16 protein-coding genes are annotated in these 19,751 nt (G+C 50.0%); 12 read left to right on the top strand and 4 right to left on the bottom strand.

The features are described from left to right. Positions 1-86: 86 nt before the first annotated feature. Positions 87-2,261 (top strand): extracellular solute-binding protein, encoded by a 2,175-nt coding sequence (locus tag FOB24_RS19545; RefSeq protein ID WP_190971845.1) that lies wholly within the window; start codon positions 87-89, stop codon positions 2,259-2,261. 56 nt (positions 2,262-2,317) lie between these two features. Here FOB24_RS19545 and FOB24_RS19540 read toward each other — a convergent pair whose 3' ends face one another. After that, positions 2,318-2,920 carry a short chain dehydrogenase gene (locus FOB24_RS19540; protein WP_150345360.1) on the bottom strand — a complete coding sequence of 201 codons (603 nt, stop codon included), beginning with the start codon at positions 2,918-2,920 and terminating at the stop codon, positions 2,318-2,320. Positions 2,921-3,018: 98 nt separating this feature from the next. On the opposite strand from FOB24_RS19540, the gene FOB24_RS19535 reads away from it, so the two are divergent. After that, entirely contained in the window at positions 3,019-3,909 is an 891-nt protein-coding gene (locus tag FOB24_RS19535) for a LysR family transcriptional regulator (RefSeq protein WP_085048892.1), read from the top strand. A gap of 34 nt (positions 3,910-3,943) precedes the next feature. On the opposite strand, the gene FOB24_RS19530 is transcribed toward FOB24_RS19535, so the two are convergent. Genes FOB24_RS19530 through FOB24_RS19520 form a run of 3 tightly spaced genes read right to left on the bottom strand, consistent with a single transcriptional unit; the run spans position 3,944 to position 6,895 of the window. Next, positions 3,944-5,458, bottom strand: coding sequence for a tripartite tricarboxylate transporter permease (locus tag FOB24_RS19530; protein ID WP_069324599.1), 1,515 nt, complete (start codon positions 5,456-5,458; stop codon positions 3,944-3,946). Positions 5,459-5,468: 10 nt separating this feature from the next. Next, positions 5,469-5,903, bottom strand: a complete 435-nt coding sequence (locus tag FOB24_RS19525) for a tripartite tricarboxylate transporter TctB family protein (protein WP_087856208.1) — start codon at positions 5,901-5,903, stop codon at positions 5,469-5,471. Positions 5,904-5,917: 14 nt separating this feature from the next. Further along, entirely contained in the window at positions 5,918-6,895 is a 978-nt protein-coding gene (locus FOB24_RS19520; RefSeq protein WP_038632908.1) for a Bug family tripartite tricarboxylate transporter substrate binding protein, read from the bottom strand. A gap of 153 nt (positions 6,896-7,048) precedes the next feature. On the opposite strand from FOB24_RS19520, the gene tctD reads away from it, so the two are divergent. From tctD to FOB24_RS19470, 10 genes are all read left to right on the top strand, one after another. Then, complete coding sequence (tctD, locus tag FOB24_RS19515) at positions 7,049-7,723, top strand: transcriptional regulator TctD (RefSeq protein WP_069324600.1); 675 nt, start codon at positions 7,049-7,051, stop codon at positions 7,721-7,723. Beyond that, a complete protein-coding gene (locus tag FOB24_RS19510) occupies positions 7,710-9,122 on the top strand; it encodes a sensor histidine kinase (RefSeq protein WP_150345359.1) in 1,413 nt (470 codons plus the stop codon). The genes tctD and FOB24_RS19510 overlap by 14 nt, the downstream gene beginning before the upstream one ends. Positions 9,123-9,572: 450 nt before the next feature. Continuing rightward, a complete protein-coding gene (locus FOB24_RS19505) occupies positions 9,573-10,988 on the top strand; it encodes an undecaprenyl-phosphate glucose phosphotransferase (protein ID WP_087856207.1) in 1,416 nt (471 codons plus the stop codon). Next, the gene (locus FOB24_RS19500; protein ID WP_137351665.1) at positions 10,978-12,264 is read left to right on the top strand and encodes an outer membrane beta-barrel protein; all 1,287 of its coding nucleotides are present in this window, start codon (positions 10,978-10,980) and stop codon (positions 12,262-12,264) included. Before FOB24_RS19505 ends, FOB24_RS19500 begins: the two co-directional genes overlap by 11 nt. Position 12,265: 1 nt before the next feature. After that, positions 12,266-12,823: a polysaccharide biosynthesis/export family protein gene (locus tag FOB24_RS19495; RefSeq protein WP_038632893.1), complete on the top strand. Its 558-nt coding sequence runs from the start codon at positions 12,266-12,268 to the stop codon at positions 12,821-12,823. Between the two features lie 2 nt (positions 12,824-12,825). After that, positions 12,826-14,955, top strand: a complete 2,130-nt coding sequence (locus FOB24_RS19490) for a GumC family protein (RefSeq protein WP_150345358.1) — start codon at positions 12,826-12,828, stop codon at positions 14,953-14,955. Continuing rightward, on the top strand, positions 14,952-16,163 hold the full coding sequence (locus tag FOB24_RS19485; RefSeq protein WP_038632887.1) for a lipopolysaccharide biosynthesis protein: 1,212 nt from the start codon (positions 14,952-14,954) through the stop codon (positions 16,161-16,163). Before FOB24_RS19490 ends, FOB24_RS19485 begins: the two co-directional genes overlap by 4 nt. Next, positions 16,160-17,530 (top strand): hypothetical protein, encoded by a 1,371-nt coding sequence (locus FOB24_RS19480; protein WP_038632883.1) that lies wholly within the window; start codon positions 16,160-16,162, stop codon positions 17,528-17,530. The genes FOB24_RS19485 and FOB24_RS19480 overlap by 4 nt, the downstream gene beginning before the upstream one ends. A 4-nt stretch (positions 17,531-17,534) precedes the next feature. Then, positions 17,535-18,524 carry a glycosyltransferase gene (locus tag FOB24_RS19475; RefSeq protein WP_150345357.1) on the top strand — a complete coding sequence of 330 codons (990 nt, stop codon included), beginning with the start codon at positions 17,535-17,537 and terminating at the stop codon, positions 18,522-18,524. Positions 18,525-18,538: 14 nt separating this feature from the next. Next, positions 18,539-19,750, top strand: a complete 1,212-nt coding sequence (locus FOB24_RS19470) for a glycosyltransferase family 4 protein (RefSeq protein WP_150345356.1) — start codon at positions 18,539-18,541, stop codon at positions 19,748-19,750. Position 19,751: the final 1 nt, after the last annotated feature.

Here is a 19,751-nt window from a genome sequence, read left to right as displayed (position 1 = left end):
TATTGTAACGTTCAAATTTTAGTGCTGAAGATAGTTTCCTGATGAGCGCCGTGCTAGCATCAAAGCATCAGGGGAAGGATGTAAAAATGCCAACTATCAAAGACATAGCAAGAATTGCCGGTGTGTCGCATGGGACTGTCTCGAATGTGCTCAATGGCAGAGGGAATGTAAGCGTCGAGAAGATTGAAGCGGTTCAACGTGCAGCCCGAGAAGTTGGCTATCAGTTGAATGCGCAGGCGCAATCGTTAAGAGCCAGCAAAAGTCAGGGAGTGGCATTGATTCTGCCCGACATCAATGCCGAACAGTACTTTCAACTCTATCGGGGATTGCATCAGGTTTGGCAGCCTTCATTAAGCGAACCGATCGACCTTTACCTGACCAACGATCTGCCTAATCTTGAGCTCGAGATTCTGCAAACGCTGGCGGCAAAGTCTTATCAGGCTGTTGTCTCGGTCAGTTGCCTGAATGACAGTCAGCCCTATTACGACTTGCTCAGGCTTTCCCCGGAAAATATTTTGTTTGCATATCGCCAGCCTGTCGGCGCAGTTTGTTATTTTAGCCTTGACTATGTCACTGCAGGCGAAGAAATAGCGAGGAGGGCGCTGGCGCAGCAGCCGGGCCATATTGGTGTTTTTTGCGAACGTCTGGAATTTTCCCATAGCGCGAGCTTTACTCAGGCGATACAGGAAACCTGCCGGGAATTAAGTCCGCATACGAAGCTTACGATTTTACCTGCACATGCCAGTGAAGCTAACACCGTCGCTTTTGACTTTTTTCGCGGGGCAATTCCCGATCTGTTTATTGTCCAGGACTCTGAGAGAACGCGAGCACTGACGCAAGCAGCCTGGTTTGGTAGCTCCCAGTCCTGTCCGCCGATATTGCAACTGAGTGATAATCTCCCTGCATCCTTCGACGGGATCACCAGCTACCAGATGGATTATGGTCGCCTGGGGACAACTATTGCCTCCAGTATTCGCCTGCCTAAAAGTAAAGAAAAGCATCGTATTCTGACAAATTGCGGTTTTTCCTGGAATGGACAGTACGTGCCGCCGCCTGAAACAGAGGCGACGCTGAATATGTTAATTTTACCGAGTCCTTCGACTGATGCGTTGAAGAAACTGTTACCCCACTTTTATCGCCAGACCGGTATTAAGGTAAATCTTGCGGTTTATCCCTATGATGAAGTTTTTGAAATCCTCTCTCACCTTCATCTACATCCTTATTACGATTTACTGCGAATCGATATGGCGTGTTTTCCGTGGTTTGCAGAGAAAGCACTCTTGCCGCTGGAATCCGTCTCTTCTGAGCTTCCATTGCTGTTGGAAAATTTCTCTGAGCAAATTCAACAGCACTTCAGCATGGTGAATGGGACCGCATGGGCAATACCCTTTGATGCCAGTATGCAGCTTTTGTTTTATCGACGAGATCTGTTTGAAGATGCGACGATTAAACGGATGTTTTATGAAGCAACGGGAAAAGAGTTAACGCTGCCAGAGAGCTTTGCGCAATTTGATGAGATAGCGGCTTTCTTTAGTCAATTACATCAGCCAGAAAACAGACAGCGCCCGATGGGAACAGCGGTGACGCTGGGAAGCTCGGGGCTTATTGCTACCGAGTATCTGCTGCGTTACTACGCGCTCGGTGGGCGTTTGGTGCGCGAAGGCGAGCCGGTACAACTCGAGCCTTCACTTGCCGCAACTGTACTCGAACAATATCTACAACAGCTTTCTATCGCCGTGAATCTGCCCGGTGAGTGGTGGAGTGACGCGGTAAAACAGTTTGAGCGTGGAAATCTTGCCATGCTGATCATGTATCTCAATTTGTTCAACGATGTAGCGCACACGGCCATAGCGCCCACTATTGGCTATGCTCCCGTTCCGGGGCAACTTCCACAATTGGGGGGCGGTTCCATTGGAATGTCCCGCTACAGTAAAAAGAAAAAACAGGTTGAGCAGTTCTTTCATTGGCTTTATTCCGATGAAATTGCGCGCCATCTGGTTTTGCTGGGAGGAAATAGCGCCTGGTCTGGAATATGTCACGATCAAAACGTTCTCAATCTCTACCCGTGGTTTAATTTATTGAATGAAAAAGGCATGACGGGAATAAGGGAGTCTGAGGGAAGTAAAGGTGAACCTTTCAACCTGCGCCAGGCAGAGATTATTATCGGGCAAGGTGTGACGAATGCAATTAACGGCATTATGGATGTCTCTCAGGCCGTGGAATATATTAATGCGCGAATAAGAAACGAAACGGGTGTCTGAAAATAGGCAGTGGCTTGCCTCTTACTGATGACGTAAGAGGCGAGGTCATGCTTTTATCAGTAACCTACTTTATAAGTACGCCCGGTTTGGATGCCTTCCACGCTGCGGCGATAGGCGTTGGCAACGGTAGCGGCCGGGACGCTTTCAAAACCCGGAAAGAAATCGTCGTAGGCTGCGGCGGATTCACTGAGCACGGTTGGGCTAATCAGGTTGATACGCAGCCCACGCCCCAGCTCACAGGCCGCCGCGCGAACAAATCCTTCCAGACCGGCATTGATCGTTGCCGCATTCGCCCCCTGCGCGATGGGTTCATGGGCGATGATGCCGCTAATGAGCGTAATTGAGCCGCCATCATTGAGAAAATGCTGCCCGGTTAATGCCAGACGAATCTGGCCTAATAGCTTATCCTGTAACCCCTGGTTGAAGTTCTCGTCGGTCATCGTCGACAGCGGCCCAAAGAACAAATTGCCGGTGGCGGAAACGATCGCATCTACCCGTCCGACTTTTTCAAACAATGCCCCGACACTCTCCTGGGAGGTGATATCAACCTGGTAATCTCCCTGCGTGCGGCCCACACGGATCACTTCATGTTTACGGCTTAATGCTTCCGTAACTGCACGACCCACCGTACCGCTGGCACCAACAATAACGATTTTCATAACCACCTCCGCAATAGTGTGAGCCGCTATTCTTTAATGAAAATGAAATCGGATAAACTGGCCAAAAGTTAGATGATTACTAACCAGAGGTTTGCAATATGGATAAACTGCGCGGCATGGAAACGTTTATCGCGGTGGTGGAGAGCGGGAGCTTTACCACCGCGGCCACGCGACTGGGAATGTCTGCGGTGATGGTAGGGAAGTATATCACCCACCTTGAAGCGCAACTCGGTACGCGCCTGCTGGAGCGCAACACACGTCGCCAGAGTCTGACCGATGCCGGTCGTGTCTATTTTGAAGAAGCCCGGCGTGTGCTGGAACAGGTGTCGATAGCCGAACGCTCAGTGGAGCGTCTGCGGCTGGCGCCTGCGGGGACGCTGCGGATCAGCGCGCCAACCTCCTTTGGCGCCTGCGTTATCTCGCCGTTGGCCGCCTCGTTTTTACAGGCCTGGCCGGAAGTGCGCATTGAACTGGATCTGACCAATCGGATGGTCGATCTGGTGAATGAAGGGGTTGACCTGGCGATCCGCATTGGCGATATCCATCAGACTGATGTAGTGGCGAAATACCTGTGTCCGTACCGTATGGCGATTTGCGCGTCACCGGATTATCTCGCTCGTCATGGCACCCCCTTCACGCCCGCGGATCTGGTGGATCATTTGTGCCTGTCCCACACCGTGTGGACGGCCCGCAACGAATGGATGCTACCGGGCGCGGGGGGCGAAGTCAGATGGAAGCGCGATGCGATCCTGCGCTGTAACGATGGTCATGGCCTGCGTATGGCGGCAGTGGCGGGGGCGGGGCTGTTGTTACAACCGGAGGTGCTGTTGGCGGAAGAGTTAGCTACTGGCAGGCTGGTGCGGGTGCTGGAGGCGTTTACGCCGCAGCCACGACCCATTCATCTGCTGTGGCGGCAAGATTTGCGTGCGTTGCCGAAGCTGACGCGGTTTGTCGAGCACGTTCTTAGTGCAGTTCAGGAATTAAGATGAAAATGCCGGATGGCCAGCGCCATCCGGCATATTACTAACCGATATCCACCTGCGGTTTGCTGTTACGCTTACGGATCAGGCGCAGCACCGGCGGGATAACGATAACCAGTACCGCCATCACCAGCAGCACTTTCGCTACGCCGCTGGCCCACAGAATATCCATGCTGCCGTTACTGATAGACAACGCCCGGCGCAGGTTCTGCTCCAGCATTTCCCCGAGAACGAAGCCTAAAATCAGCGGCGACATCGGGAAGTGCATCTTACGCAGAATGTAGCCCAGTACGCCAAGGGCGACCATCAACACCAGATCAAAGGTTGTGCTGTGAACGGCGTACACGCCAACCGCGGAGACTGCCGCGATAGCCGGTACCAAAAACCACAGCGGGATAGTCAGCATACGAGTAAACAGGCCGATCAGCGGGATGTTCATCACCAGCAGCATCACGTTGGCAATCAGCAGCGCCGCAATCAGTCCCCAAACGATATCCGGCTGCTCGGTGAACATCGCCGGGCCAGGGGTGATGTTGTACAGGGTCAGCGCGCCCATCATCACTGCCGTGGTGCCGGAGCCTGGAACGCCGAGCGTCAGCATCGGAATAAAAGAGCCACAGGCCGAGGCATTGTTTGCGGCCTCAGGTGCCGCCACACCGCGAATATCCCCCTTGCCGAAGCTGTCGCTGTTGCCGCTGAGCTTTTTCTCGGTCATGTAGGTGATAGCGCTGGCAATGGTGGCGCCTGCGCCAGGCAGAACGCCGACGAAAAAGCCAATCACCGATGAACGCAGGGTTGCGCCCACGCACTGTGCGCCTTCTTTGGCATTGAACAACATGCGGCCCGTTTTACGCACCAGCGTCTGGCCACTGCTGGTATGTTCCAGCATTAACAGTATTTCTGAGACAGAGAACAACCCAATCACCACCACGATAAACTGCACACCGTCGGAGAGATGAACGCTGTCAAAGGTAAAGCGATAAACCCCGGTGTTGGCGTCCACGCCGACGGTCGCGAGGCCGAGACCGATAAGCGCTGCCAGAAATGATTTCAGCGGATTTTGCGCCATCATGCTGCCGAGGCAGGCAATGGCGAAAACCATTAAGGCGAAGTATTCGGCCGGGCCAAAGGACAGCGACCATTGGGCTAACGCTGGGGCAAACAAAATGATGCCGCCGATAGCGATAAGCGAACCAAAGAATGAGCTGACCGCCGAGATAGAGAGCGCAACGCCGCCACGCCCTTGCTGCGCCATCGGGTAGCCATCCAGCGCGGTCATAATCGCTGCCGCATCGCCGGGCACGTTCAGCAGGATCGAGGAGATACGCCCGCCGTATTCACAACCAATGTAGACCGTCGCCAGCAGGATCAACGCAGATTCAGCCGGCAGGTGCAAAGCGAAAGCCAGCGGCAGCAGGATCGCCACGCCGTTAATCGGCCCGAGGCCGGGCAGCAGCCCGACGATGGTGCCGACAAAGCAGCCAATCAAGGCGATAACCAGGTTTTCCGGCGTCATCGCCACCGCGAAACCCTGAGAAAGATAAATCCAGGTATCCATCGTTTCTCCGTTAACCCAGCCAGGCGCCGAGTGGTAAGGTGACGTCAAGCAGCCGGTCGAAGGCATACCACAACAGAATGCCGAGTACCGCGCCGGAAATACCCGCAGCCGGAATGGTTGCGCCGAAGAGCATGCCAATCACCACGGTGAGAATGGCGGTGGCGATGGGAAAACCGAGCCATTCAAAACCCCAGGCGTACATCAACAGAACAATCACCATCGTCAGCAGCTTTTGCAGCACATGGCGGCGAGGCCAACTGATGGTGTCCGGGTGGCGCAACAGCAGCGCCACGGCGCATAACAGCATCAGACTGATAATGCCCAGCGGAAAGGGGCGCGGGCCAACCGGCTCATAGCTGTATTCGCTGGTGATTTGCCAGGCCACGAACAGCCCGGCTATACAGAGCAACAGCCAGATACCTGCAAAAATACGATCGCTCATCATCTTTGCCTCTGCGCTTATTTCGCCAGACCGAAGGCTTTCGCCTGCTCACGATAATCCGTGACCTGCTTCTTCACGTACTCGTCGAGCTGCTTACCGCTCATGTTGAACTCGAACAGGCCGCGGAGATCGCGCTGCTTTTTAAATTCCTCAGTCTGCTGGAGTTTGTTAAAGGCATCGACCCACCACTGGTATTCGGCATCGCTGACTTTTGGTCCAACGTAGAAGCCACGAATGATTGGCCACACCAGGTCGTAACCCTGCTCTTTGGCCGTTGGCACATTGGCTAACTGACCCGGCAGGCGTTCTTCAGAGAACACCGCGAGCACGCGGATTTTGTCGCCGCTGAGATAAGGCACCATCTCGCTGAGATCGCCGGAAACTACCTGCACGTGATTGCCCATCAGCGCGGTAACCGGTTCGCCGCCGCCCTCAAAGGCCACATAGCGCATCTTGTGCGGATCGACGTTGGCTTTTTGCGCCAGCAGCGCCGACTTCATCCAGTCCTGACTACCGATTGAGGCACCCGCGCCAATAACTACGCTGTTAGGATCTTTTTCCATTGCCGTCAGCAGATCTTTCAGCGTCTTCCATGGTGAGTCCTGGCGTACGGCTATCATGCCGTAATCCGTGCCCACGCTTGCCAACCAGCGCACGTCATCCACGCCATAGCGACCAAATTTACCTTGTGACAGGTTCAACAGGGAGCCGCCGGAGAAAGCCACCACGGTACCCGCTTCAGCCGGGCGTTGAGCGACGATTGCGTTATAGGCCACAGCGCCAACGCCGCCGGGCATGTAGGTTACGCGCATCGGTTTTTCGATAGCGCCGGTTTCCATCATGCTCACCTGAATCAACTTGCAGGTGAGATCGAAGCCACCGCCGGGTTTCGCCGGGGCGATACATTCGGTGCGCGATGGCGCTTGTTCTGCCAGAACAGAGGTACTCATCAGTAAAATGCTTGCAGTAAGGGTACGAAGTAATTGTTTTTTCATTGTTTATCCTCACACCGGAAAACCGGATTTTCGGGTACGGAAGAAGATTTTTGTGATTATGTGAGCCGATGTGTAGCAGTTCGGTTGCGTGATTGTTAAAACATTAACCTTTCAATTCCCTTTCAATGCGGCAGAAACTTTACAGGATGTGATATGCGTCTCTTATTAGCGGAAGATAACCGTGAGTTAGCTCACTGGCTGGAGAAAGCGCTGGTGCAAAACGGTTTTGCCGTCGACTGCGTTTTTGATGGCCTGGCGGCCGACCATCTTTTACATAGCGAAACGTATGCGCTGGCGGTGCTGGACATCAATATGCCGGGGCTGGACGGTCTTGAAGTCGTCCAGCGGCTGCGCAAGCGCGGTCAGACGCTCCCCGTTCTGCTGTTGACGGCGCGCAGCGCGGTGGCCGACAGGGTGAAAGGGTTAAACGTCGGGGCCGATGACTATCTGGCAAAACCGTTTGAAATCGAAGAGCTTGATGCCCGCCTGCGGGCTTTGCTTCGTCGCAGCGCGGGGCAGGTGCAAGGCATACAGCAACTGGGGGAGCTGGCGTTTCACGATGAAGGCTATTTTATGTTACAGGGACAGCCGTTGGCGCTTACGCCGCGTGAACAGGCTCTGCTGACGGTGCTGATGTACCGTCGCCTGCGTCCGGTTTCGCGCCAGCAGTTGTTTGAACAGGTTTTCAGTCTAAGCGATGAGGTCAGCCCCGAAAGTATCGAACTGTACATCCATCGTCTGCGTAAAAAACTTCAGGGAAGCGATGTGCGCATCGCCACGCTACGGGGTCTGGGCTATGTGCTGGAGCGTAGCGATGAAATGGGTTAAGCCCCAGTCGTTGTATCTGCAACTGCTGATGTTTCTGGGATTACCGCTGCTGTTGCTGTGGGGACTGTCGGCATTTAACAGCTATGTCAGCGCGTTACAGGCGGCGACGCAGGCGTATGATCGGACCCTGCTCTCGTCCGCCAGAACCGTCTCTGAGCGGTTAGTGGTACGTAATAAACGACTGGAAGTGAATGTGCCGTGGGTGGTGTTGGACAGTTTTGAACTGAATATGAATGACAGGCTGTATTACAAAGTGGTCGACCCGGCGGGGAAGGTGATATCAGGTTATGACGATTTACCTGCGATGCCGCCTGCAACCTCGCGCACCCGGCTTTATCCGGCGCTGGCGTGGTTTTATCACACTGAATATCGCGGCGAGGCAATCCGCGTGGCACGTCTTCTTCAGCCAGTCAACGAGGGCGGCATTACCGGTATGGCGGAAATTTATGTCGCTGAAACGCTGCAATCGCGGCGGTATCTGGCGCGACAGCTGCTGTTCTCCTCGTGGGTTTCGCAAGGACTGCTGGTAATGCTCACGCTGGTGTTGGTTGGCTGGCTGCTGCGTCGGGTGCTACGTCCGATGCGCCAGTTGTCATCGCTGATGGTGCGTCGTGAGCCTGGGCTGCTGACGCCGTTGCCGGAGCTGTTGCCGTGGTCGGAAACCCGTCTGCTGATTGTGGCATTCAACCGCTATCTGGACCGACTTCGTGGCCTTATCTCTCGTCAGGAACGCTTCAGCGCGGACGCATCCCATCAGCTAAAAACGCCGTTAGCGGTACTGAAAACTCAGGCGGCGGTAGCCCTCGCCAGCCCGCAGCCTCAGCAATGGTTCGAGAGTTTACGGGCCATGAGCGTGACTCTGGATAACACTATTCAGCTGACGGAAAGGCTGCTTCAACTGTCGGCTGTTAAGCGCAAAGAGCAGGAAGAAAAGCACTTCTCACCGGTTAATTTGTATGAGGTGGTGCAAAGCAGCTGTTTTACCCGGCTGGCGCAGGCGCGCAGTAAAGCTATCGATCTGGGTTATGAGGGGGAACAGGGCGCGGTGTGGATTGAGGGCGATGAAGTCCTGCTCGGCGAGCTGTGTGGAAATCTACTGGATAACGCCCTGAAATACACCCCTGCGCATGGGGTGGTGACTGCCCGACTGCAGCGTGAAGGCGAAGCCGTGGTGCTGATGATTGAGGATAGCGGGCCAGGTATAGATGACCAGATGGTTCATCAGGCTATGCTACCGTTTCATCGACTTGATAACGTTGGCAATGTCCCTGGCGCAGGAATTGGTCTGGCGCTGGTTAACGACATTGCTCGCTTACACCGGACGCATCCGCAGCTGGCACGCAGCGAAACATTAGGTGGGTTAAGCGTGCGGGTGCGCTTTTTAAGCGTTGCTGCCTGATATGTTTTTATTGTGGCGCCGGCACTCAAATATAATTAAAAGTAATTAACTTTGTTATTGTTGCGTTTTTAAATATCACTATAAGGTATTTGTTGTTATTTAATTACAGCGTTTAGCCACAATGAAAGGTGGGTTCAGAATAAATCAAGCAAAGCCGTAGTGAAATTTGTCATACATAAAACGTTTTTTCATAGACCATGTTTTGTTAATTGTCAATGATGATTTTGTTGTAAAAAATGAACTTTTTTGATTTGGTGGTTAAAACTTATGTTGCATTAATTTTCTTTAAAATCATAATGATGAGAATGAATGAGTGGTTTGAATCACACTAATAAACATTATTTTTTACATTTACTGACAATGGGTCATTGCGTTTTTTAGACTTGTGATATAATTAGCAACATGAAATGAGAAAAAATAATTAAATATCAATAGATAATGGGCTGAGATATGCTAAAAAAATCGCTAAAGATTAGCAGTCAAGGATATCCAGTCTTTTTAAAACTGGTTGATTTTATCGTTATTAATGTGACGCTAATTTTTAGTGCCCATCTGCTGGGGTTGATGCCATTTAACACCATTGCTATTCTGAGCATTCTGTTTTCAGTCTTTTTTTTGCTGTTTGCTGAATATATCAAGATTTATCAGCAAAAAATTAAAACGATTGGTTTACGTAATCAAAAACGGTTACTTTTTTGTACGCTGCTGGCTATTTTTTTTAACGAGCTGGTGAGTATGACAGTGGCAGAACCGGAGTCCCTCGGTTACTTAGACCGCTTACCTTCGCCTTTTTATTCTGCCATTATTTACTGGTACTTCATTCCATTACCTTTTCTTTATTACATTCGCTTTTTTATTTTTAAATATTCAACGAAAAAGAGTATGCGCGTGGCGATTATTGGTTTGACCGACAATGGTCTGGCCGCGGAAAGCGCGTTACTGTATGAGTACGCCAATATCAAATTGGATCTGGCTTTTTATGATGAGCGGGCGTTATCGCGCTGTGGCGACATCGTTGATAAGATCAAAAGCCCCTTTCGTGGCCCGGTGATTAATCTGGTTGAGGAAGCCCGACTGGGAAATATTGACGAAATATATATCGCTTTACCGATGGTGGCGCTGCACCGCATCCGCCATTTCCTGGCTATGATGTCAGACACCACCGTAGATACCTATATTGTTCCTGACTTTTATACCTACAGCAACAATATGTCCAAGCTACGCTCTATCCACAACCTGCAAACCATCGGTATCTTTAGCTCACCGTTTGAAGGGGCGGGTTCGTTTATTAAGCGGGCGGAAGATTTGGTGCTTGGCAGTATCATTATGCTGATGATTTCGTCGCTGATGTTGGTTATTGCTATTGGTATCAAACTCACTTCTCGTGGGCCGGTTTTTTTTAAACAAGACAGGTATGGCCTGAGTGGGCAAAAAATTAAGGTCTGGAAATTTCGCACTATGCGCGTTATGGAGAATTCCGGGACGGTAATTCAGGCCACGAAAAACGATCCGCGGGTGACGAAATTCGGTAGTTTCTTACGCCGTACATCGCTGGATGAACTTCCGCAATTTATTAACGTATTGCAGGGAAGTATGTCGATTGTGGGTCCCAGACCCCATGCGGTTACGCATAATGAGCAGTATCGTAAACAGGTCGAAAATTACATGATCCGCCATAAGGTAAAGCCTGGCATCACCGGACTTGCGCAGATTAACGGTTTTCGTGGGGAAATCGATGCGCTTTATAAGATGGAAAAACGGGTTCAGTACGATATTGAGTACATTCAAAACTGGTCATTATGGCTGGATATAAAAATTATCATTAAAACCATTTTCAAAGGATTTGTCGGTAAGAATGCATACTAAATTAATCGTTATTACCGGAATCGTGATAACGCAGTCCGCATGGGCTGATTTAACACCGAAATCACACATAGGCTTTGCGGGGATCGACTTCCAGGGCAAGGTTGCTGTGGATTATGGTTATAATGATAACGTGACCTATCAGCCACATAACAGCGATGCTGTCGGTTCCTCGTTTCAGAGCGCAGCGCCAGTGCTGAGTATGATCGGCGAGCGCGGTCAGGATAAGTATTTACTGATGTACTCTGGGGATTACCGTAACTACTCGAGCGATTCTGCTGATAACTACACCGATCATTTTTTCCGTTTTAACGGGGCCTGGCGTTATGGACTCAAGCATGGCTTAACCCTCAATCTGGAGGATTCGCTTGGACATGAATCCCGTGGCCGCGGCATTACCGAGGGCTTTTTACCGGGCCAGTTCGAGCAGTATGGCATTAAATCACCGTTGACGACAAATTTCATCAACAGTGAATTACGCTACAGCTACGGCGCGCCAGAGGGGCGTGGCAAAGCGGAACTGGCGTTGTTATACAAAAAACTGACTTTCGGTAATACTTCTGATGTGCAGGATACCAGTGAGGATTTCTACCATTACATTCAGGAACAGGAATGGCACGAAAATAGTCTGGTAGCGGAAATTTTTGACCAATACACATCCAGAACACGCTTTCGCTATAGCTTTATTACTAACCAGCGTCGCTATGACAACAACTCAGAAAAAGATACTAATGAGTACTATTTGCTGTACGGCATGAAGTCGCAGTTGACCGGAAAAACTAACGTCGACATGAATATTTCATGGTTGTACAAAACATTTGAAAACAGCACAAATTCGCATGATTTTAATGGCCTCAACTGGGACATAAAAGCAGAGTGGAAGCCGCTGCAACAGTCGGTTTTCACAGCCCACTCGGCACAAAGTATTAAAGACCCGTCGGAGGTTGGGGGATACATTTTAGTGACCCAGTATGGCATTTCTTACCAGCATTTCTGGTTAGGTAATCGTTTTTCGACTTTGCTGGATTATTCATACACTGCGGAAGACTATAAAAAACAGAACAAGGATCGGCATGATAAAGATGGGGTATTTAGCGTAACCATGAGCTACGACTATACGCCATCGGTTAATTTTGAGATTAAATATCAATTAGATACATTGAATTCGAATAAGGATACTGACTCGTTTTATATCGGTCCCAACGACAACCAGGAAGTTATTAGAACGTTGGGTTATGATAATTCTATGATTATGCTTAAAGCTAAGGTTCAGATCTAAAATGAAAATAATAGAACTGTGCGCGTTTTTGCTATTCAGTATCCTGGTGGTCGGATGCACAACGTCCAGCCCGAGATTAATGGATGATCCTGCTACTGTTCAGCAGGATTACCGGCTTGGGGCGGGGGATACTGTCAATATCGCTGTTCACGGTCAACCTGATATGACGATGCGGTTTATTTTGGATAAGAGCGGGGAGATTAATTTCCCGTTTGTGGGCGCTCTTAAATTAAAAGATAAAACTGTCGAACAGGTGACTAACGAATTAACTCAACGGCTGACGGGAGATTACTTTACCACGCCGATGGTGACAGTGAGTATTGCCGAGTTCCGTAAATACTATGTTTCGGGCGAGGTGAAAAGCCCGAACGGATTTGCCTGGGAGCCAGGTCTTACCGTCGAGAAATCAATTGCGCAGGCGGGCGGATTTACAGATCGTGCTGACCGAAAAGATATCAACATTCGCCTGTCGGGGAGCAATCAGTTGCTTGAGAATGTCGATTTAACGCACTCTGTTCATCCTGGGGATGTCGTGATTATTGGCATGGGGTTCTTCTGACGATGAAACTATCTATAGTGGAAAACGGCAAAAAACGAGAAAGTACGGTTGAATTCTCCCGCTTTGCCAAAGAGCTGAAAAAGAACGCCTGGAAAATCGCACTGGCCGGTATCGTTGCCGGGGTCGTGGCATACCCATTAATCAGCATGATGTCCTCAAAGTATGTCTCAACGGCGACGGTACTGATTAAAGCCCAGGCCGATAACGTTTCTCCATTCCCACAGGTTGATGGTTTCGATTCAACGCGCAGTGGTTACTATGAAACGCAATATGCGTTGATGCATTCGCGTATTGTGCTTGAGCAAGCCGTCCGCGATATGAAACTGGATGAAAACCCGGAATTTACCGGGGAAAAAGCCGGTACCCAGGGAGCGGAAAGCAATGAGAGCCGGCAGTTGAGGATGGAGCAAGCGCTGAAAACGTTGTCGAAAAACCTGAATGTCATCGGTATTCGTACAACGAACCTGGCGTCTATCACCTATGAATCCCCCTCGCCGCTGATGGCTGCTGACGTTGCCAACGGCGTCGCGCAGGCGTTCATCAACTATACGGTTGAGCAAAAGCGCCTGAAAGTAGAGAAAGCCCGCGAACTGAATTTTGAAAAAATGGAAGAGATTCAGAAGTCGATAGCGAAACAAAAAGAGGAAATGGACAGCTATCTGAAAAACGCCGGGCTGCTGACTTTTCGCGGTATCGATGGTTTTGAAACCGAGCAGTTAAGTATCGTCACCAATCGTCTGGCTGATGCGACCCAACGTCGCGTTGCCGCAGAATCTGTCTATAACGAGGTGAACAGCGGAGGGCGGTCGGTGGAGAGCGTTATCTCTCTACCTTCGGTCTCTAACCACGCTCAGATTCAGGATTTACGTATCGCGTTAATTCAAGCGCAGCGCACGTTGTCTGAACTGCGCAAAGTATACGGGCCGAAAAATCCCGCTATTTTAAAAGCAGAAGCTGATGTCCAGTCGATCCAAAGCCAAACCGGACGGGTTCTTGGTGAGCTGAAAGTGGGGTTACGTCAGCAATATCTGGCGGCGCTGGCGGATGAAAAGAACTATCAGCAGCAGGTGGAGCAACAGAAAGAGATCTTCCAGAAAATGGCCTCAAAACGTGATGCCTGGAATAGCCAAAAGCTGTCGTTAGATAAAATGGAAGATCTGTATAAATCGCTGTATCAACGTACTCAGGAACTGTCGCTGTCCGGCGTAAATGCCGACGCGGTGTTATATGATCCTGCCGTTCCCGCACTAAAACCAGCGAAGCCGAATAAATCCCTCTTGTTGGTGATGGTGGTCCTGCTGGTGGTGGTGTTCAGTATCATGTATTTCATTGTCAAAGCGGCGATGGACAACTCAATCGGTACGTTGAGTCGTATGAAAAAACGTCTGAACGTTGCTCCGCTGGGCGAAATCCGTCGTTTTAGCGGAACCTCAGGGCGCGCGCAGGTGCGGGACATGATCCTGAAGAACCCGCTGAATGCCGATATTGTGCACGGTATCCGTACCCGGATTATGTTGGATAATCGACCGTTACAGACGCTCGCCGTGGCGTCGACGGAGCACCGTGAAGGGCGCTCTTTGCTGGCGAGTCTGTTAGCAAATTCCTTTAGTTTCGATCAGAAAACGCTGCTTATCGATGCGGATTTCTTCAATACTGACGGACTCTCATCCGAGTTGGCATCGGCAACGTCCGCAGGCGTAGCGGAACTGCTGCGTGGGGAGACCCAGCTTGAACAGGCGCGGATCAAGCTCAGTGATAATCTCGATTTTATCCCGCACGGGAAGACCACCATCTCTTCTCTGCTGATGTTGTCGTCCGGGCACCTTGAGCCGTTAATGCACGAACTGAAATCCCACTATCAACGCATCATTATCGATGTGGCTGCGGTAAATCAGAGTCAGGACGTGCAATTGATCAAACGCGCCGTTGATGGCGTTATTTTCATCGTGAAAGCCGGATCGGGTTCGGCGGGACATATAGCCAACGCGCTGGACAAGATCGAGGAAAATGATGGCGTTGTGATTGGCGCTGTGCTGAATGCGGTTGAAGAAAAGGACCTTGAAACACAAGAGGGCCTGCGTTCACTGAACTTCAGCACCGATCAACTGATGACAACGCCAGGCCGCGTATGAGTCTACTGAAGAGCGCCTCCACGATAGCCGGTTCATCAGTCATCTCGCAGTTGATTGGTGCGCTGTCTATCTGGTTGATCTCACACAAGTACGATATGGCTGAAGTGGGGCTTTATGCGCTCAACTACAGTATTGCCGTGGTGGGCGCTCAGGTCTGTACTTTTGCGTCACAGCTGTTAATTCCTAAACAGCAGGACGACGAACTGGTACAGAATGTTGTGTTTTGCCTGATACAAAGCACGATTATCGCCTTACCCTACGCTGTACTGACCGCGTGGTTGTTTCACCAGAGCATACTGTTTCTCTATTTACTGACGCTTGCTACGGCGTGGGTTCTGATCTCGGAAAACCTGGCGCTGCGCACAGCTAACTTTCGTTTTCTGATCTTCCAGCGCATTTCTGTTTCTGTGGTGGTATTACTTTCGATACTGGTTACGCACCATGTGCAACTGTTCTACTGGTCATGGGCCTGCGCGACGATGGTACTGACCATCAGCTGTATTTTGCATTCGTTTGATATTCGTTTGGTGGCGGCCCAACATTTGCGACCCGCCAGCAATTGGCATTTTTTTAAACAGAATATTCATCACATCACTAAAGTTGGCAGCGCTGAGGTGTTGGCGATGGCCAGCAGCAATCTGCCGATTATGCTGATTAACTTCTGGTTTTCGGCGCTGACAGCCGGTTATTTTTCCGTGGTCAGCCGCTTCTGCCTGGCGCCGGTGGTGATCATCGGGAACGCGGTGCGCAATACTATTTTTTCCAAGTGGTCTATCGATTTTAGAAATAACACCTTTAATTATCAGGAATATACCCGGGTACGGATGCTACTGTTGGTGCTGGGAGTTATCTGTACTCTTGGCGTGTTTATTTTCTACCCGATTGTGATGCGCCTTGGTTTTAGCGAAGACTGGATTAACTCCATTGAAACGTCACGCTACATGCTACCCTACCTGTTCCCGGCGCTGGCGATAAGCCCCCTGACGGTCATAGAGCTTATTTTTGGCTCACATCGCTATTTTCTGCGCATCCAGTTGGAGCAACTGGCGATTGTGCTATTCGCTTTTGTCGTGACGCCCTATTTTTATAAAGACTATGCAACGTCGGTGATTTTGTTTTCTTCACTGACATTTATTCGCTACGCCTTTATTTATTTGAAAATGAATAAGCGGGCTAATCTGCTGAAAGACAGGCCGGTGATACTATGACGCTGAATACCGGATATTATTTGCAAGGTTATACCTTCGTTACCCTGATCCTGTGTGGCCTGGTGCAATACTTTACCGGCATACAGTCGGTGCTATGGATCCCCTTTTTTCTGACCCTGTTGATGGTGGGATTACTGGTGATGCAGACGCGAGATGGCTCGCTGCGTCTGGACGCGCAGGAGACGATTGTGCTGGCGCTGTATTTCTCATTCCTGATACTGGCCGGGGCTTCAACTCTGATTCAGGGAGGGATCACCGTCGCGATTGTGGCCTTTAAAAATGAAATCGCACTGTCGCTGGTGATGATCTGTTTACTGCTGGGATTTTGCCGGGAGTCGCAGATTTATCGCGTGACTCGCTATTTGTACTGGGTGTTTTACGCGCAGATCCCGGTAATGATTTATCAGGTTTTACTGGTTGTTCCCCAGCGTGTCGCGGTGCGTGGTGAAGATGAAAAATGGGATTCCGTGGTGGGCACGTTTGGCGGCGACCCGATGGGGGGCGGTAACACTGCTGCGATGGGCCTGTTTTGCCTGCTGATTATGTTGTTAAAGGTCTCTGAGTATAAGCACGGACTGACCACGTTTAAATCCATGGCGTTGCACATTGTTCTCGGGATCGGGCTATGTATTATTGGCGAAGTAAAGTTCGTTATCCTGCTATCGCCGCTGTTCCTGGCGTGGGTGTGGATCTCACCGAGCTACGTTAAAGACGTTAGCAAGGTTAATCTGAAGACGTTATTGGTTATTGTGGCGGGGATGTTGCTGCTGATTAGCCTGTCGATAGTGATCCTTGCGTATTATTATTCTACTGCGTTTGGCGGCGATCCGTCGAAAAGCTCGTTGAGTATTTTCATCGACTCTTTGAGCTATATTTTTGACCCGAACTACATTATGTCTACCGGGGAGTTAGGGCGCTTTACGACCTTCCTGTTCTGGCTAAAAAATAACGATCTGTGGGGACTTTCAGGAACGTTATTTGGCTATGGACTCAACGCCACTAACAGTGGTAGTACGGTTTCGCCAGGCTTTCTGAATATTATTTATAACTTAATCCTCGACTCGACTTCTCTGAGTATGCTGCTGTGGGAAGTGGGGGTGATTGGCACGTTACTCTTCATTAGCTTATTCATTTATATCCTGAAAATATGTCAGCCCAAGCCTTTACTGATGCTTGAACAACTGGACCAGCAGGATCTGCAATTGTTGAGCTTTGCTCCGGCATTTAATGCTTTTGCGATTGCTTGCTTAATTAGCTTACCTTACAGCCAGATACTGATGATTATACCGATGTTACAATTCCTGTTCTATTTATCACTAGGATCAAGTTTAGTGATTCGTCGAACCGTCCTTCGCTGCGTAGGGTAATTGTATGGACAATAAACCGTTTATTTCAGTGAGTATTAAAACGCTCAATGAATCTGAATGTATTGAGAAAACAATTGATAGTATCCGGAAACAGCTTGTTGATTATCCACATAAAATTATTGTGGCAGATAGTCTGTCAACGGATAACACCCAGCAGTTGGCGATCGATAAAGGGGTGACTGTGGTGTCATTAACCGATCCTGGCGATCGTTGCTGTGGCGTCGGACATCAGTTGGGTTACCTTTATAGTGAGGGGGAATATCTGTTGCTGATGGATGGCGACATGGAGCTGGAAGAAGGGTTTGTGGATCAGGCTGTCGCGTTTTTGCAGGCTGAACCGGAATATGCAGGCGTAGCGGGAACCGTCGAAATGGACGATGCCGTTAACTATGAATTTAAATCGCGTAAGCAACGCATTAATAAAATCTATCCCGTAGGGGACAGCGACCATTTAGGCGGCGGGGGGCTATATCGCCGCTCCGCCATTGAGAAAATTGGTTATCTTACCAACCGTAATCTGCACGCTTATGAAGAAGCCGAACTCGGCCTGCGTTTACTTGACGCGGGTTATAAACTACGTCGTCTGAATATTCCGTATTTCATTCATACTTCGCATACCATGCCGACCTTTCAGATGCTGAAGCATCGCTGGAAAAGCAAATACTATCAGGCGCCGGGCGAATTTTTACGCTGCGCCTGGGGAAAACCCTATTTCACCAACGCGTTAAAGATGGTTAAAAATGAGGCGATTTTTGCTGTTTACCTGGTGGCCTTATTCATTGCGGCGGTGACTTTAAATCTTGAGCTTTTCGATATCGCATTTCTGCCATTGCTTGCCTTTGTCATACTGAAAACCGTGCAGAATCGGTCGTTATTGAACGGCCTGCAAAGCGTGATGAACTTAGCTGTGCTTTCTGCGGGACTTGTTATAGGGCTGACACATCCGCTACGCGATCCGTTGACTCCGCCTGACAGTAAAATCATTCATGAATAACTAAGGCAGACGCCATGAAAGTTTTATTAGTAAATAAGTTTTTTTTCATCAAAGGCGGCGCGGAAACAGTTTATTTTCAAGAGCGCGATATGCTGAAACAGGCCGGAGTGCAGGTGATTGATTTCTCGATGCAGCATGAGAAAAATTTCCCTTCGGACTATGCGGATTATTTTGTCAGCAATGTGGACTACCACAAAGAAAGTAATTTGTTGGGCGGGATCAAAACGGCGGTTAACTTTATTCATAATTCGCAGGCCTGCAAAAAAATGCTGGCGTTATTGCAAAAAGAGCGCCCGGATATCGTGCATTTTCATAATATCTACCACCAGTTAACGCCAGCGATAATTAAAGTTGCGCGCAATTTTGGCTGCAAAACGGTACTGACTGCGCATGACTATAAGATTGTATGTCCTGCATATTCCATGCTGCGCGACGGCAAAGTGTGTGATGCCTGTATCACCGGCACGGTTTTTAATGCCTTCAGGTATCGTTGCCAGGAAGGTTCCGCTTCAAAAAGCTTATTGCTCTCTCTGGAGGCAACCTGGCAATACATTGCGCAAAATTACCAGGCGCTGGATGTGATTGTTTCGCCGAGCGTTTTTTTACGCGGCGTGTTGTTGCGTACGCTGCCGAATTCCCGCATTGATGTGATCGTTAATGGGGTCGATGACAGCCGTCCTCTGGATGAGACAAGCGATGAAGGCTATATGTTGTTCTTTGGTCGCCTGAGCCGTGAAAAAGGGGTGGCAACGCTGCTGGCGGCACATAAGAAAATGCAGAACAAAGCACCGTTAAAAATTGTGGGCCACGGTCCGCTACATGACGAGTTAGTCGCCCAATACCCGGATGTCGAGTTTTTAGGTTATGTGCAGCAAGGGGAGGCTCTCGATAAGCTTATTAAGCATGCGCGGGCGGTGATCCTTCCTTCTGAATGTTATGAAAACTGTTCCATGGCGATATTAGAAGCGATGGCTTTAGGCAAACCGGTGATTGGTTCGCGCATTGGCGGGATCCCGGAACAAATTCGTGACGGTATCGAAGGGATTTTATTCGAGCCGGGCAATGCGCAAGCGTTGGCGAATGCGATGGATACGCTGGCTGACGCACCAGAGAAAGCGCGGGTTATGGGGTTACATGGTCGTGCGCGGTTAAGTGAAAAATATGCGCTAAGTAAACATATGGATACCTTACTGGCGCTGTATAAAGAACTGCTGAGCAGGCCATAGT

Origin of the sequence: Citrobacter werkmanii, from assembly GCF_008693645.1 — a bacterium.
Taxonomy (GTDB): domain Bacteria; phylum Pseudomonadota; class Gammaproteobacteria; order Enterobacterales; family Enterobacteriaceae; genus Citrobacter; species Citrobacter werkmanii.
This window is presented reverse-complemented; position numbering and strand designations above follow the sequence as displayed.

Coding starts and splice junctions, on each gene's coding strand:
- FOB24_RS19545 (WP_190971845.1), top strand. CDS start 87: ATGCCAACTATCAAAGACATAGCAAGAATTGCCGGTGTGTCGCATGGG.
- FOB24_RS19540 (WP_150345360.1), bottom strand. CDS start 2,920: ATGAAAATCGTTATTGTTGGTGCCAGCGGTACGGTGGGTCGTGCAGTT.
- FOB24_RS19535 (WP_085048892.1), top strand. CDS start 3,019: ATGGATAAACTGCGCGGCATGGAAACGTTTATCGCGGTGGTGGAGAGC.
- FOB24_RS19530 (WP_069324599.1), bottom strand. CDS start 5,458: ATGGATACCTGGATTTATCTTTCTCAGGGTTTCGCGGTGGCGATGACG.
- FOB24_RS19525 (WP_087856208.1), bottom strand. CDS start 5,903: ATGATGAGCGATCGTATTTTTGCAGGTATCTGGCTGTTGCTCTGTATA.
- FOB24_RS19520 (WP_038632908.1), bottom strand. CDS start 6,895: ATGAAAAAACAATTACTTCGTACCCTTACTGCAAGCATTTTACTGATG.
- tctD (WP_069324600.1), top strand. CDS start 7,049: ATGCGTCTCTTATTAGCGGAAGATAACCGTGAGTTAGCTCACTGGCTG.
- FOB24_RS19510 (WP_150345359.1), top strand. CDS start 7,710: ATGAAATGGGTTAAGCCCCAGTCGTTGTATCTGCAACTGCTGATGTTT.
- FOB24_RS19505 (WP_087856207.1), top strand. CDS start 9,573: ATGCTAAAAAAATCGCTAAAGATTAGCAGTCAAGGATATCCAGTCTTT.
- FOB24_RS19500 (WP_137351665.1), top strand. CDS start 10,978: ATGCATACTAAATTAATCGTTATTACCGGAATCGTGATAACGCAGTCC.
- FOB24_RS19495 (WP_038632893.1), top strand. CDS start 12,266: ATGAAAATAATAGAACTGTGCGCGTTTTTGCTATTCAGTATCCTGGTG.
- FOB24_RS19490 (WP_150345358.1), top strand. CDS start 12,826: ATGAAACTATCTATAGTGGAAAACGGCAAAAAACGAGAAAGTACGGTT.
- FOB24_RS19485 (WP_038632887.1), top strand. CDS start 14,952: ATGAGTCTACTGAAGAGCGCCTCCACGATAGCCGGTTCATCAGTCATC.
- FOB24_RS19480 (WP_038632883.1), top strand. CDS start 16,160: ATGACGCTGAATACCGGATATTATTTGCAAGGTTATACCTTCGTTACC.
- FOB24_RS19475 (WP_150345357.1), top strand. CDS start 17,535: ATGGACAATAAACCGTTTATTTCAGTGAGTATTAAAACGCTCAATGAA.
- FOB24_RS19470 (WP_150345356.1), top strand. CDS start 18,539: ATGAAAGTTTTATTAGTAAATAAGTTTTTTTTCATCAAAGGCGGCGCG.